Raw genomic sequence first — 14,799 nt, forward strand, 5'->3', positions numbered from 1 at the left:
GCCGTCACCCGCGCAGGGGGCGCTGGCCGGACTACCCCGATCGTCGTTTCGCTGTATCCCGGAGTGGGCTAGGCAGCACGAAGCCGCCAGTAATCGCTGGAGGTGGTGTGCCGGTGGATTGGCTGGGCCGTCTGCGCATCTACGCGTCCTTGTGTGCAGGCGAAGCCGGCGTGGCCCCACCCGCCCTGATCTGAGCACAGGATCTGTTACCAATATGTAACCCAGCAGCTAGAGTGTACGCCGGGCAAAATGGGGCCACAATGACCCAGCCCCGGAAATTATTGCGGACGCTGACCGCCCGGAAAGAGCCGCCGTATCCCCGGTTTTCAGCCCGCCGCGCCGACGTCCTTCGCGTCCATGATCCGGTAGGCGTAGCCCTGCTCGGCCAGGAAACGCTGGCGCTTCGCGGCGAAGTCCTGGTCCAGGGTGTCCCGGGCAACCAGGGCGTAGAAGCGTGCGGCCCGGCCATCCTTCTTGGGACGCAGGAGCCGGCCGAGCCGCTGGGCCTCTTCCTGCCGGGAACCGAAGGAACCAGAGACCTGGATGGCCACGGACGCCTCGGGGAGGTCGATGGAGAAGTTGGCCACCTTGGACACCACCAGGGTGTGGATCTCCCCGGCCCGGAAGGCATCGAACAGTTTCTGCCGCATACGCACGGAAGTCTCGCCTTTGATCACGGGGGCGTCCAGGCGCTCGCCGATTTCATCGAGCTGGTCGATGTACTGCCCGATCACCAGCAGCTGCTCGCCCGGATGAGCGGCGACGAGTTGTTCAACGAGTGCGGTCTTGGTCTCCGACGTCGAACACAGCCGGTACTTGTCGGCGTCCTCGGCCATCGCATAGGCCACGCGTTCGTCCCGTGGCAGGTCCACCCGGACTTCCACGCAGTCGGCCGGCGCGATGTAGCCCTGCGCCTCGATGTCCTTCCACGGCGCGTCGTAGCGCTTTGGCCCGATCAGGCTGAAAACCTCGCCCTCCCTGCCGTCTTCGCGGACCAGGGTGGCGGTCAGGCCGAGGCGGCGCCGGGCCTGGAGGTCCGCGGTCATGCGGAAGATCGGTGCCGGCAGGAGGTGGACTTCGTCGTAGATGATCAGGCCCCAGTCGTGGCCGTCCACGAGTTCCAGATGCGGATAGATCCCGCCACGCTTGGTGGTGAGCACCTGGTAGGTGGCGATCGTGACCGGCCGGACCTCCTTGACCGATCCCGAGTATTCACCGATCTCGTCCTCGGTGAGCGAGGTCCGCCGGAGCAACTCGTCCTTCCACTGCCGGGCCGCGACCGTGTTGGTCACCAGGATCAGGGTGGTGGTGCAGCCGGTGGCCATGGCGGCTGCACCCACGATGGTCTTGCCCGCGCCGCAGGGAAGCACCACGACGCCGCTGCCGCCGGACCAGAAGTTCTCCGTGGCCAGCTTCTGGTATGGCCGCAGCTGCCAGCCGTCCTCGTTGAGGCTGATCAGGTGCGGGGTGCCGTCGACATAACCCGCCCGGTCGTCGGCCGGCCAGCCGAGCTTGAGCAGCAGCTGCTTCAACTGTCCACGCTGCGAGGAATGCACCACCACGGTTTCGCCGTCGATCCGCGGGCCCAGCAGGGGCGCGATCTTCTTGGCCCGGATGACTTCCTCGAGCACCGGGTAGTCGTCCGTGCGCATCACCAGTCCGTGCTGCGGATCCTTCTCCAGCCGCAAGCGCCCGTAGCGGGACATGGTTTCCTCGACGTCCAGCAGCAGCGAGTGCGGCACCGGGAACCGCGAGTACCGCAGCAGGGTGTCCAGGACCTTCTCCGCATCGAGCCCAGCGGCCCGCGCGTTCCAGAGTCCCAGCGGGGTGAGCCGGTAGCTGTGCACATGCTCCGGGGCGCGCTCCAGCTCGGCGAAGGCCGCAATGGCATGCCTGGCCTCGGTGGCGAGTTCATGGTCCACTTCCAGCAGGATGGTCTTGTCGCTCTGCACAATCAGCGGACCGTCGCTCACTGAAGCTCCCTTACTTGTTTGGTTTGGCGGCCTGCCCGGCCGCGGGCTCGACGTCGACAATCCGGTGGATGGACAGCACGCGTTCGGTGTCCCGGGCAGGGTCGAACACCCGGACTCTGCCGCCGGACACGGAGACAGGAACAACCGTCTCGCTGTTGGAATTCCCGTCGCCGTCCACCACATTCATGGTTACGGCCTGCTTCAGGCGGATCGCGCGCTGCAGCGCCTCAAGCCCCAGCTGCGCAGACGCCTCTCCCGAGGTTTCCGCCACCCCCGGGCGGTGCCGCAGCACCGCGAGCTGCGCTTCGACGTCGTCCTCCGCGGGAGCCGAACGCGGCGCCGAATAGACAGGCCGGGCACTGCCGGCGACGGCGGCGGTCCGCTTGAAGCGGACGACGGCGGGCTCGGGCTCCTGCACAGTGGGGGACAGTCCCAGCTCGCGCAGCACCCTCGCGGTTTCGCGTGGACTGGCCGCCGAGGTGAGCACCGTGGGCGCGATCCGGACCAGGCCCAGGCTTGACGCCCCGGCCTCCTGGAGGAGCTCGCCGATGGCTGCTTCGTCGTCGCTCTGGATGAAGCTGGCGCTGCTGGCGACGCGCAGCCTGCCGTGTCTTGAAGCGGTATCCTGCACCAGGTATTCCAGGGGCTGGGGAACATCCGTGGCGGAGTGCTCGCGCAGGAACTGCAGGATGGAAGCGGCGTCTTGGCCGGCGTCGAGCGCCCTGCGGATGGACGCCTCGGAGAAGCGGTAGATGGTGGCAGGGCCCTGGCCCTCGGCATCGGCGAGCACGGCCAGGTGCTCGCCGAGCCCCGGCGCCAGATACCCGGGGGCCACCGCGGTGAGGTCGGCCTGCAGGAGTACGTGGTTGACGGCGGCCGGCAGGTGCTCGCCAAGGATTTCCAGGGCACGGTCAGGGTCTTCGACGGCGATTGCCGAGCCGAGCTGGGTCAATGCGCCGGAACCGATGAGCCCCAGGAGTTCCGCCTCCCGCAGGATCCCAGGCACCAAGGAGCTGAAGCGGCGGGCCATCCGCGGCTGGGACCACTCAGCGCGCTCCAGCACGGAACGAGCGTCGAGGACAGGGGCCCTGCCATCGGGGGCGGACGCCTCCACCGTGAGTTCCTGCAGGATGTCCAGCACGCGCCGGCGGATCAACGGAGCGTCCGGGCGCTGGGCCTCGGCGGACAGGGCGTTGATGGTTGTTCCGGCGGAGTTCGGCCTGCCCTGGTGACCGGCGGATACGGACACCGGCTGCCCCACCAGGGAGGGCGCACGTTCGCTCGCCAGCCACGCATTGACCACCCAGAGCCACTGTTCCTGGCGCGGCAGGGCAAGCCACTCCAGGCCGGGCGGCTGGATCCAGGTTGAGCTGTCCACGTCCAATCGCACGAGTCCGGCCAGCGCGGCAAGCTCAAGGAAGAGGCCCGCCTCGCGCAGGTCCAGACGCAGCCGGTCCGCGAGGCGTTTGAGTTCGCGCACGCCGACCCCGCCGCTGCGCAGCGTGGCCAACGGTTGCTCGCGCACGGCCGCAAGCAGTTCGCCAAGGAGCCGCAGCGCCTCGGCGATGGCGCCCAGGGCCGCGTTCCGGCGCAGCAAGGCACTGGTCAGGCCCAGCTCGGGCCGGGGAGCCTGCACGGTGAAATGGTCCACGATCATTCCGCCGCGCAGCGCCAGTCCCACGCTGTGCGGCAGTTCCACGTGGGAGGCGTCCAGGGGGACCAGCAGGCCGCGGGCCAGCAGCCAGTCGACCGGCCCGACGTCGGGGCCCTCATGGTCGATCGAGGCCATGCGTTGCGCCTGGGGCACGGCGCCCATGGCCCAGTTCCCGAACTTGTCCAACAGGGCCCGGGTCCGTTCGGGGGCGCCGGCAAGGATTCCTTCCAGGGCCTTTGGCCCGGAGGTCCAGCGCTGCAGGGCCAAGGCGGCTTCCATGGGCGTGGCTGCCTCGGGGACGCCCGCCCCGCTGCGGCGCAACTCGGCGACCAGGTGGACCACCCGCTGGGCGAAGGCGGGCTGCAGCCGGACCAGTTCCGTGTAGCTGCGGCCCAGGCCCGCGGGGTAGATGCCCACAACGTCCTTCAGGCTCCCCACCGGCAGGTAGAAGCGCTGCCTGGAAACGGGCGGGTGGGTGCCGGCAGGCGGTTCGCAGCGGTGGATGAGGGCCAGGTCCCCGAGCCGGTGCAGGATTCCTTCCAGCGCCGTAAGTGTGGCTCCGGCGATCGCTTTCTTGAGCCCGGCAGCGGAAACTCCGTGGCCGGTGTCCGGGTTCGTGCATAGGTGCAGCGCTTCCAGGACCTGCATTTCGGGTTTGGTGAGCCGTTCCAAGGCGCGCTGCACGCTTACCCGCGCGCTGGCCCGTGCGGCAAGGGCTGCGAAGTCCGGGGCTGCCGGGGAAATCAGGTCCGGCCGCGCGGCGAACAGGGCCCGCAGCGAATCGTCGCTGCGCGCTTCCAGGTCTTTGCTGAGCGCGCGTATGAGGGACATCACTTCAACGTTACCGCCCGCAGCGGCCGGCGTGCCCTGCCTTATTTCCTGCGGCGCTGCACCACCGCATCCACCACCAGCACGAGCATCGCGAGGAAGGCGAGGGGCAGCCCGTAGAGGGCAAGGGATGTCATCCAGATCGGGGCTGCGCTGCCCGCGGCGGCGATCGCCATTACCCCACCCACGGCGGCGAGGGAAAGCACAGCGACGACGGCGGCGGCGATCGTCAGGGGGCGGCGGTAGCCGGTGATACTCATGCAAGCAACGCTAACAGCCCGTCCCAAAGCACGGGATCGCTGCCCGGCACGATAACCTTGAGGGAACAGACCAACACGGAGCAGGCAATCGCCCTTGATCCCGCAGGACCCTGCGGATGCGGTGAGCTGCCGGCCGTGCCTCCACGCAAGAACGAAGAAGGTTGAATACGTGCCCACCGGCAAGGTCAAGTGGTATGACAAGGACAAGGGTTTCGGCTTCCTCGCGGCCGAAGACGGCCAGGAAGTGTTCCTGCCCAAATCGGCACTGCCCGCAGGCGTGAGCGAACTCAAGGCCGGCACACGGGTCGAGTTCGGCGTGGCCGACGGCCGCCGCGGCGCCCAGGCCCTCGGCTTGCGCGTGCTGGACAAGTTGCCTTCCGTTGCCAAGGCCAAGCGCATGGGCGCCCGTGAGCTCGCCCCCGTGGTCCAGGACCTCGTGTCCGTGCTCGACAAACTGTCCGGCAGCCTCTCCGCCGGCAAGTACCCCGAAGGCGCCAAGGGCAAGGCCATCGCGGCTGCCCTCCGCAAGGTTGCCGACGAGCTCGAGGCCTAGCCACCCATGACTTCCGAATCCGTAGAAGCCGGCCAGGCCGACGCTCCCGCAGCGACGGCCGGCGGGGCTTCCGCGCGGAAAACCGCCGCGGCCAAGTCCCAGGCGACGCCGGCGAAAGTTCCGGTCGCCAAACCGCGTGCCGGCGTACCGGTGTGGCGGACAGGCAAGCCGGACGCCTTCCTGGCTGCCGCCGTCGACGTCGCCCGCGAGGCGGTGGCCACGATCGCGAAGGACAGCGAGATCGGCCCGCACATCGCGGCGAAGTCCGAGGGCGAACGAGTGGTCACCCACCTCTTCGAGTCCCGGCTGCCCGGCTACGGCGGCTGGCAGTGGTACGCCGTGGTTACGCGCAATTCGCGCTCCAAGACGGTAACCGTGAGCGAACTCGGACTCCTGCCCTCCGAGGAATCCATCCTGGCCCCCGAATGGATTCCGTGGGCCAAGCGCGTCCGTCCCGAGGATGAGGCGCAGGTTCCGGAGAACGAGTCCGACGGCGACGCGTCGGACGGCGTAGAGGCCGGTGAACCGTCTGCCGACACCGAAGCCCGAGACGGGGCCGCGGCCGACGCTCCGGGCGGCTCCGAGGACGCTGACGCACCCGACGACGCCGACTTCGACGACGTCGACGGCGAAACCGAGGCCGAATAGCTCTTGGGGTGTCCTGCAGGTGATCCGGAAGAAGGCGGCAACTGATGTCCACCTTCAAATCCCTGCACATCCGCAACTACCGCGTTTGGTTCCTGGGTGCATTGGTTTCGAATGTCGGGACCTGGATGCAGCGCACCGCCCAGGACTGGTTGGTCTTTGACCACCTCAGCAACCACGATGCCGGAGCCATGGGCATCACGCTCGCCCTGCAGATGGGTCCGCAGCTTTTCCTGGCGCCCTGGGCCGGGCTGCTCGCCGACCGCTACAACCGACGCCACCTTCTTTTCCTGACCCAGGGGATCATGGCCCTGCTGAGCACGGGCCTGGGAATCCTGGTCGTGGCCGGCGCCGGCCAGTTGTGGCACGTCTACGTCTTTGCCCTCTTGTTGGGACTGGTGTCCGCGCTGGATGCGCCGGTCCGCCAGACCTTCGTGTCCGAACTCGTGGGTGACGATTCCCTGGCCAACGCCGTGGCGCTCAACAGCGCATCCTTCAACGTCGCCCGCATGATCGGTCCGGCTGTTGCCGGTGTGCTCACCGTCGTGGTGGGGCCGGGCTGGGTCTTCCTGTTGAACACCGTGACGTTCCTGGTGATGATCCTGGCCCTGGCCTCGATTCCCGCAGGCACCCTGCGGGTCCAGCCCCGTGCAGCGGCAGGCAAGGGCCGCATCCGCGAAGGCTTGCGCTACGTGCGCCACCGGAGGGACATCGTGGTGGTCCTCGTGGCGATCTTCATCATGGGCACGCTCGGACTGAACTTCGTCCTGTTCATCGCGGCGATGGTGGGCACGGAATTCGGCATGGACGCCGGCGCCTTCGGCCTGATGAATTCGGTGATGGCCATCGGCTCGGTGGCCGGCGCCCTGCTTTCAGCCCGGCGCGGAAGGCCACGCCTGCGCCTGATCTTCGGTGCCGCGGGAGCCTTCGGAGTGGCCAGCCTCCTGGCTGCCCTCGCGCCCGATTACACCCTCTTCGGATTCGCGCTCGTGCCGGTGGGCCTCTTCGCGCTCACTATGATCACCAGCGCCAACGGCTACGTCCAATCAACCACGGATCCGGTGATGCGTGGCCGGGTGATGGCCTTGTACATGGCGATTTTCATGGGCGGGACACCCATCGGGGCGCCGCTGGTGGGCTGGATCGCCAACGTTGCCGGGCCCCGCTGGTCCCTGGGCGTCGCCGCGGCCGCCGGGATCTCCGCCGCGATCGTCGGTTTGGTCTGGATTGTCAGGGCGCGGCAGCTGCGCCTGCGCTTCGACCGCAGCGCCAAGGGCTTGCGGGTCTTCCGGATCGCGTCGGTGTCTGCCGGTGAAACTCAGGATGCGTCCTAGCCCTCGCGGCGTCCTTTGATTCAGGTTCTTTGATTCAGCGTCCCTAAACAGCGGCGCCGCCCCGGGAAGCCCGGGACGGCGCCGCTTGTGTTCCGGCGCGCTACTTGCGCAGCTCACCCACCACGTAATCGATGCTGGCCAGCAGGGCCGAGACATCGTCGGGTTCGATGGCAACGAAGGTGGCGATGCGCAGCTGGTTACGGCCCAGCTTGCGGTACGGCTCGGTGTCCACGATTCCGTTGGCGCGCAGCACCTTGGCGATGGCCGCGGCGTCTACCGAGTCGTCGAAGTCGATCGTGGCGATGACGTTGGAGCGGTCTTCGGCCTTGGCCACGAACGGGGTGGCGAACTCGGAGGCCTCGGCCCACTGGTAGACCCGCTGCGCGGAGTCCGCGGTGCGCTTGGCAGCGAAGTCCAGGCCGCCGCTCTTGTTCAGCCACTGGACCTGGGCATCCAGGGTGACCAGCGTGCTCAGCGACGGAGTGTTGTAGGTCTGGTTCAGCTTGGAGTTGTCGATCGCCGTCTGCAGGTCCAGGAAGTCCGGGATCCAGCGGCCGCTGGCCTTGACGCGTGCGGCGCGCTCCAGCGCGGCGGGGGAGAACAGGCCAAGCCACAGGCCGCCGTCGGACGCGAAGTTCTTCTGCGGGGCGAAGTAGTACACATCGGCCTCGGCGACGTCGACGTCGAGGCCGCCGGCAGCGGAGGTGGCGTCCACCAGGACGAGCGCGCCGTCGTCGACCCCGTCGACGCGCTTGACCGGCGCCGCGACGCCGGTGGACGTTTCGTTCTGAGGCCAGGCGTAGACGTCGACGCCGGCCTCGGCCGCAGCGACGGGACGGGTACCCGGCTCGGACTTGATGATGGAGGAGGCCTCCAGGAACGGGGCCTTGTTGGTGGCCGCCGCGAACTTGGAGCCGAATTCGCCGAAGGACAGGTGCTGGGCCTTCTTCTCCACCAGGCCGAAGCTGGCGACGTCCCAGAACGCGGTGGAACCGCCGACGCCGAGGATCACCTCGTAGCCTTCGGGGGCGCGGAAGAATTCGCTCAGGCCCTCGCGGACGGAGCCCACCAGGTTCTTGACCGGTGCCTGGCGGTGCGAGGTGCCGAGGATGGTTGTGGAGGCTGCGGAGAGTGCTTCGATCTGCTCCGGACGGACTTTCGAAGGCCCGGCGCCGAACCGGCCGTCCACGGGCTTCAGATCTGCCGGGATAGTGATGCTGTTCTCGCTCACGGTTTAGCTCCAATGGTGTAGCGGCCTGGTGGTTCGTGGCGGGTGGCAGAAAGTGCCTCATCGCCTCCCCAATTCTGCCTGACTTGGCGGGCAGTGCAGAACCTGGGTGTCACAGTGCGCCACGCCCCCGGCGAATGAGTCCCGTGCACCGCTCGAAAATTATCAAGAGTAATTCCAAATAAGCTAAGCTGGAGCGGGGAGTCCGGGCCGGAATGCCCGCGAATCGGCCGCCCGTGCGCTTACGGTACGGTGGAAAATACGCAAGATACTGCGCTCGAGGAGCTGAGCTGGATGACGGATCTGATTGATACCACTGAGATGTATCTTCGAACCATCTTGGAGCTCGAAGAAGAAGGCATCGTGGCTCTTCGCGCCCGCATCGCCGAGCGCCTCCGGCACTCCGGCCCCACGGTTTCCCAGACGGTGGGCCGCATGGAGCGCGACGGGCTCGTCATCGTCTCCAACGACCGCCACCTCGAACTGACCCCGGCCGGCCGCAAGCGCGCCACCGAGGTCATGCGAAAGCACCGGCTCGCGGAACGGCTGCTCGCGGACGTCATTGGACTGGACTGGGCCTACGTCCATGACGAGGCATGCCGCTGGGAGCACGTCATGAGCGAGCGCGTCGAGCGCAGGCTGTACGAACTCCTCGACCACCCCACGGAGTCCCCGTACGGGAACCCGATTCCGGGCCTCGAAGCGATCGGCGGGACTGCCGCGCATCCCTTCGGCGACGGCGTCGTCAACCTCCTGCAGGCGATGGATGACTACGCCCCCGACGCCCGCGTCGTGGTCAGCCGCCTGGCCGAACCGATCCAGGTGGAGCCCGAGCTGCTGCTCCAGTTGGACGAAGGCGGCATCCGCCCCGGCGCACGGGTGTCCCTGGCCCGGGTGGGGGAGTACATCTCCGTTCGGGTCCCCGGCATCGAGGGCGCCCTGGAGCTTCCTCCGGAAGTAGCCGCACACGTCTTTGTGGCTGTCGCCTGACCCGCCGGCGAAGATAACGAATTTATTACTGAGGGTGTTAATCACCTATAGTTGGGTACTAGCGCCGATACCAAAGCGTTACCTGATCCGGAGTCGAACTCTGCCAGCGGAACAGGTGGATTAATCCGTTCATTGGCAGAGGCGGGGGAACCATCGCTGGTTGCCGGAAGGCAGCCTTGGGGTGAAGTCCGCACGGGAAAAGCACGTTACGCAGGGCCTCTCGGGGATACCTCTGTGCCGCGCCTCTCCTTGCGGGCCAGGTCTGTGCACTCTCTGACCTGAATCCGACAGCTAACCTCGCAGGCTTCCAGAGAGGAACCTTTTGACCACGCAGAACACCAGGGGCCGCAGGCGTGCGTCCAGCCCCGTTGCTGAGCTGCGGCCACGGGCCGTCGCAAGGGTCGACCGTCCCCGTGATTCCCACCGTGAAGCCCGCCGCCGCAGGAGCCCCCTGCAGCAGGTAGCGGACTTCGCCGCCGCGAGTGGTGTGGGTCAAAAGGCCGGCGTTGCCCTGGCCGCCACCGGCCTCATCATGACCGTGGCGCTCCCGGGAACGGGAGCCCTGACCGCCTCCTCCGAGGCCGGTTCCTCGGCGGCTGCGATGGCTCTGGGGTCCCAGCCCGAGATCCCCGTTTCCGCCAGCGCGAAGGTCGACTTCAGCCGTATGGCGGTATCCACCAAGGCCGATCCCGACGCCAAACTGCGCCAGCTGCTCAGTGCGCAGTCCGCCGGGTCCGTCCAGGCCGAGTCCTCCAAGGGAACCCTGGGTGCGCCGCTGTCCAGGATGGTTTCCGTCTCGCCCTTCGGCTATCGGATCGATCCTTTCACCGGTGGTTACGGCGAGTTCCACCGCGGCCGCGACTTTGCGGCGCAGTGTGGCACGGATGTTTTCGCGGCGGCCTCCGGCAAGGTCACCTTCGCCGGGTGGCACCCCTACGGCGGCGGCAACAGGGTTGTGATCGACCACGGCAACGGGCTCGAGACCACTTACAACCACCTGTCGTCCTTTAACGTCTCAGTTGGCCAGAGCGTCAACCGCGGCGACGTGATCGCCCTCAGCGGCACCACCGGCGCTTCCACTGGCTGCCACCTGCATTTCGAGGTCATGGTCAACGGCGATGTCGTTGAACCACTGGGCTGGCTGTAGCCCGATCTGATGGAGACCTCTCGCATGATTGTCACCTGCCGTGACCTGAATGTGACATTCGATCTGAATTGCTGTACCGTCTAAACCGCATCAACTTCTAGAGAGTTGATGCACTTGAGTGGATTGCCTAGCTCTGCCACTGCTCAAGGATCCGTTCGCAAAACATCGTCTGGCAGAGGCGGGGGACCCACTTCCGGTCATCATCACGGTGGCCTTGGGGTTAAGTCGCAGGTCTTTTCCAACTGGAACTGCCCTGCGGCCGGATGACTCCCATCCGAATCCGACAGCTTACCTCGCGGGCATAGGGAGAGGCTTCTACGTGTCTTCACGCACTATTCCTGCGCGCCACCGCGCCGCAGCCCCCAAGACTGCATCGCTCGCCGTCATCGCCAAGACCGTTGGCAGCAACGCCGGTGGCGTGGGCCGCCAGGCAGCTGTTATCGCCGCCGCTTCGGGCCTCGTGCTGACCAGCGGTATCGCCGCCAACGCTGCCGAGAGCAACGTTGCCCGCGAATCCAGCGCTGCTTCCACCCTGGAAGTCCAGTCCGTTGCACAGGCAAGCATCTCCGCCGGCTCCAGCGTCGCCATCAAGTTCGAGCGCCCCGCCGTCAAGACTGTTGCTGCTCCGGTAGTCGAGGAAGCCCCTGTCGCGGTCCAGGAAGCCGAGGCTCCGGCCCAGGCTGCCAACCCGGTTGCCAAGCTTTCCGTTTCCAGCACCGCTGCCGCCCCTGCCACCAAGGTCGCCAGCGGCCAGGGTGCCGCGATCGCCGCAGCCGCCTACGCCCAGCTCGGCGTTGCACAGGACTGCACCGCCCTGGCCAGCAACTCCCTGGCTGCCGTCGGCATCAACTTCCACGGCTGGCCGGCCGACTACCTGTCCCTCGGCCGGACCGTCAGCGCCGCCGAGGCTCAGCCGGGCGACCTGATCTACTACCAGAACGGCGGCATGGGCATGGCCCACATCGCTGTGTACGTCGGCAACGGCATGGCTGTGCACGGCGGCTGGAACGGTGGGACCACCGCCCTCTACAGCGCCAATGTGGGCTCCGGCCCGGTCTTCATCCGCGTCGGCGGCTGATTTCAATTCTCCGTGCGAGGCCCCGCAGGTCGTTGACCTGCGGGGTCTTTGCCGTTAACAACGGCCCTATCTGCCTGCCCAGGGACGCCATTTTCCAGATGGCCGGCACGTGAACTTTTGACGACATGCCCCGCGTTTGATAATGCGGATTCGTTGATCCGGGCATTGCATGTTTACTCTTGAGATGTCGATCCACAGCCCGTACATGCAGAGGGCAGCCGGCCCTCGCGCCCCTGACGGGTGCGGCCGTGAAGAGGTACGTGCATGCGCACACTCGTTCTGAATGCTGGATATGAACCGCTGGCGGTAATTACCTTCCGCCGGGCGCTGGTCCTTGTGCTCACCGGAAAAGCAAGCGTAGTGGCCGAAGGCGACGAGCCTGTCGTCGGGCCGCAGGAGATCCTGGGCCGACCGTCCGTGATCCTCCTCAACCGCTACATCCGGCCGAGATACAACCGGATCACCGCTGTCACCCGCCGCGGCGTGCTGCGGCGGGACGCACACCGGTGCGCCTATTGCGGCAAAGCAGCCCACACCATTGACCACGTCCACCCCAAGTCCAGGGGCGGCGCGGATTCCTGGGAAAACCTGGTGGCGGCGTGCCTGCGCTGCAACAACGCCAAGAGCGACCACACGCCGGCCGAGATGGGCTGGAAGCTGCGTTTCACTCCGGCGGCCCCCACCGGGACCATTTGGCAGATCAAAGAGCTCGAGAAGCCCGTTCCTGCATGGGACCCTTTCCTGTTGCCTGAATCGGCAGCCTGACTGCCCGGCGCGCCCGCCGCTCCTGGCGTGCGGGCGCGCCCGAGTAGGCTGGGCAGGTGGAATTCGACGCGGTGATCCTCGCGGGAGGCAGGTCCTCCCGCCTCGGCGGTGTGCCCAAGTCCGGGTTGGTGTACGACGGCGCCACACTCCTTGAGCGGGCACTGGCCGCAGCGCACGGCGCCCGCTCGCTCGTCGTCGTCGGCCCCCGCCCGGAAAGGCTGCCGCCGGGAGCCCTGACGGTCCGGGAGGACCCGCCCTTTGCCGGGCCTGCCGCGGCCATAGCCGCGGGACTCGACGAGTTGGGGCGTGGCGAAAAGCCTCCGGCACCCTGGGTCCTGGTCCTGGCATGCGACATGCCCCATGCCGCGACGGCCGTGGGGCCGCTCCTGGCCGTCCTTGGGGAGCACCCCGGAGCTGAGGGTGTGCTGGGGCTTTCCCCGGACGGCAGGAAGCAGCCCCTTCTGGCCGTGTACGCCACCGGGGCCCTGCGCGGGGCCATCGCGGCACAGACAGCCGAGGGGACCTTAACGAACGCCCCGGTGTTCAGGCTGCTTGCTAGTCTTGACTTGCTGACCGCAGCCGTTCCCGAACACGCCGCCGATGACGTGGACACGTGGGACGATGCCGCTGCGCTCGGCGTGCACGGCGGCCCGTCGTGACACCAGCTGCACCGGACGTGGAGGCGAATCGTGAAGAGCCAGGAAGAAACCCTCGAAGAATGGTGCAGGACCCTGCTTCAGGCCTTTGAGCTCGAAGACACCCAGGTTGATATCGACGCCGTGCTGTCCCTTGCCGGTGTCGCCGCGCATTCCGTGGTGCGCCCCGCCGCCCCGCTCACCACCTTCGTGGCCGGCCTTGCCGCCGGCCTTGCCGCAGGGTCCGGCCAGGCGGACCAGAAGACGTCGATGGACGCCGCGATGGCGCTGGCCCGCAAACTCTCCAAGGACTATGCGACTGCGGAACCCGGAACTGCGGAGACCGACGCCGGATGACCGATGCCGCGGCCACTCACGATCACGGCCACCTGGACCACCTCTGGGAGGAAGCACGGCAACTCGCCTTCGACTGCGCATCCCCTATCCCCGCTGGACCGGTTCCCCTGGCTGAAGCATTGGGACGCACCCTCGCCGAGGATGTCCTCGCGCTGCAGGATCTGCCGCATTACGCTTCGTCGGCGATGGACGGCTGGGCGGTCAACGGAAGCGGTCCGTGGATCCTCGCCGATCCCGGACAGCGCCTCGCGCCCCACCAGGCGAGCCCCATTGTCACCGGCGGACTGATTCCGCCCGGCGCCAAGGCGGTGTTGCGCAGCGAAAGCGGCGTGATAACCACCGACGACGACGGCCTGCCGGTCCTGGCGCTCGGCGGAAGCGCCAAGCCGGGGGAGCCCCGCAACGGGCAGCACATCCGCCGTGCCGGCGAGGAAGCGGCTGCCGGGGAGGTCCTCATCAAGTCCGGAACCGTGCTCAACCCGGCGCACCTGGGTGTGGCCGCCCTGGCCGGCCGCGACGAACTCACTGTGCTCGGCAAGCCCTTGGTCAAGTTCCTGTACACCGGCTCGGAGGTCGTCACCGAGGGAGTCCCCGTGCCAGGCCAGGTCCGGGACACCTTCGGCCCCCAGCTGGGCGCCGTCGTCGAACTCCTGGGCGGCATCCGCGGCGGCCAGGCGAGGGCGGGCGATTCCTATGAGGAATGGCTCGCGGCCCTCCAGGAAGGCGAGCCCTCGCCGGAGGCTGCACCGGCCGACGTCGTCATCACCACGGGGGGAACCGGGCGTTCGGGCACGGACCACCTGCGCAAGGCCGTGGCCGAGCTGGGCGGGCGGCTGCTGATCGACGGCATCGCGATGCGGCCGGGGCACCCGGCCGTGCTGGCGGAACTCCCGGACGGCCGTTTCGTGCTTGGCCTGCCGGGCAATCCGCTCGCGGCCATGATGGTGCTGTTCACCGTTGGTGCGCCGTTGCTGGCTGCTCTGGGCCACGGGAGCCTGGGCGAGGTGGGCGAGGTCCCGTCCGGGGCCACGCTTGACGCCCAGCCAGGCCGCACACGCCTGATCCCGTTCAAGTTCGTCTATGGCCTGGCCTCCCCGGCCCAGCACGCGGGGGCGGGCATGATGCGCGGGCTCGCGGGCGCGGACGGCGTGATGGTGGTTCCGCCGCACGGCGTGCAGCTCGGGGCTGCCGTGCCTGCATTTGCCCTGCCGTGGGGGCCGCCGCTTCCCGCGGCGAAGGCCCCGGAAGAGAAGCCGCGGAGGCCCGCGAAGCCCGCGCGGAAGGCCCCGCAGGGCCCGGTGGACTGGAGCGCCCTGGATGCCTGATCCGGGTCCGCAGTCCGGCCCGGCTGG

General features: G+C 67.9%; 14 protein-coding genes and 2 riboswitches. Of the genes, 10 read left to right on the forward strand and 4 right to left on the reverse strand.

Annotated features, from left to right (window positions below; all coding sequences use genetic code 11):
- Positions 1–326: 326 nt before the first annotated feature.
- The 3 genes from ACZ9CK_RS03055 to ACZ9CK_RS03065 are packed head-to-tail and all read right to left on the reverse strand — an operon-like array spanning position 327 to position 4,715.
- Entirely contained in the window at positions 327–1,973 is a 1,647-nt protein-coding gene (locus tag ACZ9CK_RS03055) for a DNA repair helicase XPB (RefSeq protein WP_426302289.1), read from the reverse strand.
- A gap of 10 nt (positions 1,974–1,983) precedes the next feature.
- Positions 1,984–4,458 carry a helicase-associated domain-containing protein gene (locus ACZ9CK_RS03060; protein WP_476049205.1) on the reverse strand — a complete coding sequence of 825 codons (2,475 nt, stop codon included), beginning with the start codon at positions 4,456–4,458 and terminating at the stop codon, positions 1,984–1,986.
- A gap of 41 nt (positions 4,459–4,499) precedes the next feature.
- Positions 4,500–4,715 carry a hypothetical protein gene (locus ACZ9CK_RS03065; protein WP_476049206.1) on the reverse strand — a complete coding sequence of 72 codons (216 nt, stop codon included), beginning with the start codon at positions 4,713–4,715 and terminating at the stop codon, positions 4,500–4,502.
- A 169-nt stretch (positions 4,716–4,884) separates the two neighbouring features.
- Here ACZ9CK_RS03065 and ACZ9CK_RS03070 point away from each other — a divergent pair, with 169 nt between their 5' ends.
- The 3 genes from ACZ9CK_RS03070 to ACZ9CK_RS03080 are packed head-to-tail and all read left to right on the forward strand — an operon-like array spanning position 4,885 to position 7,247.
- On the forward strand, positions 4,885–5,268 hold the full coding sequence (locus ACZ9CK_RS03070; protein WP_115789207.1) for a cold-shock protein: 384 nt from the start codon (positions 4,885–4,887) through the stop codon (positions 5,266–5,268).
- Between the two features lie 6 nt (positions 5,269–5,274).
- A complete protein-coding gene (locus tag ACZ9CK_RS03075) occupies positions 5,275–5,916 on the forward strand; it encodes a DUF3027 domain-containing protein (RefSeq protein WP_476049207.1) in 642 nt (213 codons plus the stop codon).
- A gap of 44 nt (positions 5,917–5,960) precedes the next feature.
- Positions 5,961–7,247 carry an MFS transporter gene (locus tag ACZ9CK_RS03080; RefSeq protein ID WP_476049208.1) on the forward strand — a complete coding sequence of 429 codons (1,287 nt, stop codon included), beginning with the start codon at positions 5,961–5,963 and terminating at the stop codon, positions 7,245–7,247.
- A gap of 100 nt (positions 7,248–7,347) precedes the next feature.
- Here ACZ9CK_RS03080 and serC read toward each other — a convergent pair whose 3' ends face one another.
- Positions 7,348–8,478 (reverse strand): phosphoserine transaminase, encoded by a 1,131-nt coding sequence (gene serC / locus ACZ9CK_RS03085; protein WP_426302294.1) that lies wholly within the window; start codon positions 8,476–8,478, stop codon positions 7,348–7,350.
- A 291-nt stretch (positions 8,479–8,769) separates the two neighbouring features.
- Between serC and ACZ9CK_RS03090 the strand changes: the two genes are divergently transcribed.
- From ACZ9CK_RS03090 to ACZ9CK_RS03120, 7 genes are all read left to right on the forward strand, one after another.
- The gene (locus ACZ9CK_RS03090; protein WP_426302295.1) at positions 8,770–9,465 is read left to right on the forward strand and encodes an iron-dependent transcriptional repressor DtxR; all 696 of its coding nucleotides are present in this window, start codon (positions 8,770–8,772) and stop codon (positions 9,463–9,465) included.
- Between the two features lie 113 nt (positions 9,466–9,578).
- Positions 9,579–9,785, forward strand: a riboswitch (cyclic di-AMP (ydaO/yuaA leader).
- Positions 9,786–9,787: 2 nt separating this feature from the next.
- Positions 9,788–10,612, forward strand: coding sequence for a M23 family metallopeptidase (locus tag ACZ9CK_RS03095; RefSeq protein ID WP_426302296.1), 825 nt, complete (start codon positions 9,788–9,790; stop codon positions 10,610–10,612).
- 146 nt (positions 10,613–10,758) lie between these two features.
- Positions 10,759–10,928: riboswitch (cyclic di-AMP (ydaO/yuaA leader) on the forward strand.
- A 3-nt stretch (positions 10,929–10,931) separates the two neighbouring features.
- Positions 10,932–11,690, forward strand: a complete 759-nt coding sequence (locus ACZ9CK_RS03100) for an NlpC/P60 family protein (protein ID WP_426302297.1) — start codon at positions 10,932–10,934, stop codon at positions 11,688–11,690.
- A 264-nt stretch (positions 11,691–11,954) separates the two neighbouring features.
- Positions 11,955–12,455 (forward strand): HNH endonuclease, encoded by a 501-nt coding sequence (locus tag ACZ9CK_RS03105; protein WP_426302298.1) that lies wholly within the window; start codon positions 11,955–11,957, stop codon positions 12,453–12,455.
- Between the two features lie 56 nt (positions 12,456–12,511).
- Positions 12,512–13,114, forward strand: a complete 603-nt coding sequence (gene mobA, locus ACZ9CK_RS03110) for a molybdenum cofactor guanylyltransferase (protein ID WP_426302299.1) — start codon at positions 12,512–12,514, stop codon at positions 13,112–13,114.
- Positions 13,115–13,144: 30 nt separating this feature from the next.
- Positions 13,145–13,447, forward strand: coding sequence for a DUF6457 domain-containing protein (locus ACZ9CK_RS03115; protein WP_476049209.1), 303 nt, complete (start codon positions 13,145–13,147; stop codon positions 13,445–13,447).
- On the forward strand, positions 13,444–14,772 hold the full coding sequence (locus tag ACZ9CK_RS03120; protein ID WP_476049210.1) for a molybdopterin molybdotransferase MoeA: 1,329 nt from the start codon (positions 13,444–13,446) through the stop codon (positions 14,770–14,772). Before ACZ9CK_RS03115 ends, ACZ9CK_RS03120 begins: the two co-directional genes overlap by 4 nt.
- The last annotated feature ends 27 nt before the right edge of the window (positions 14,773–14,799 follow it).

The sequence above is a fragment of the Arthrobacter sp. TE26545 genome, from assembly GCF_056279005.1.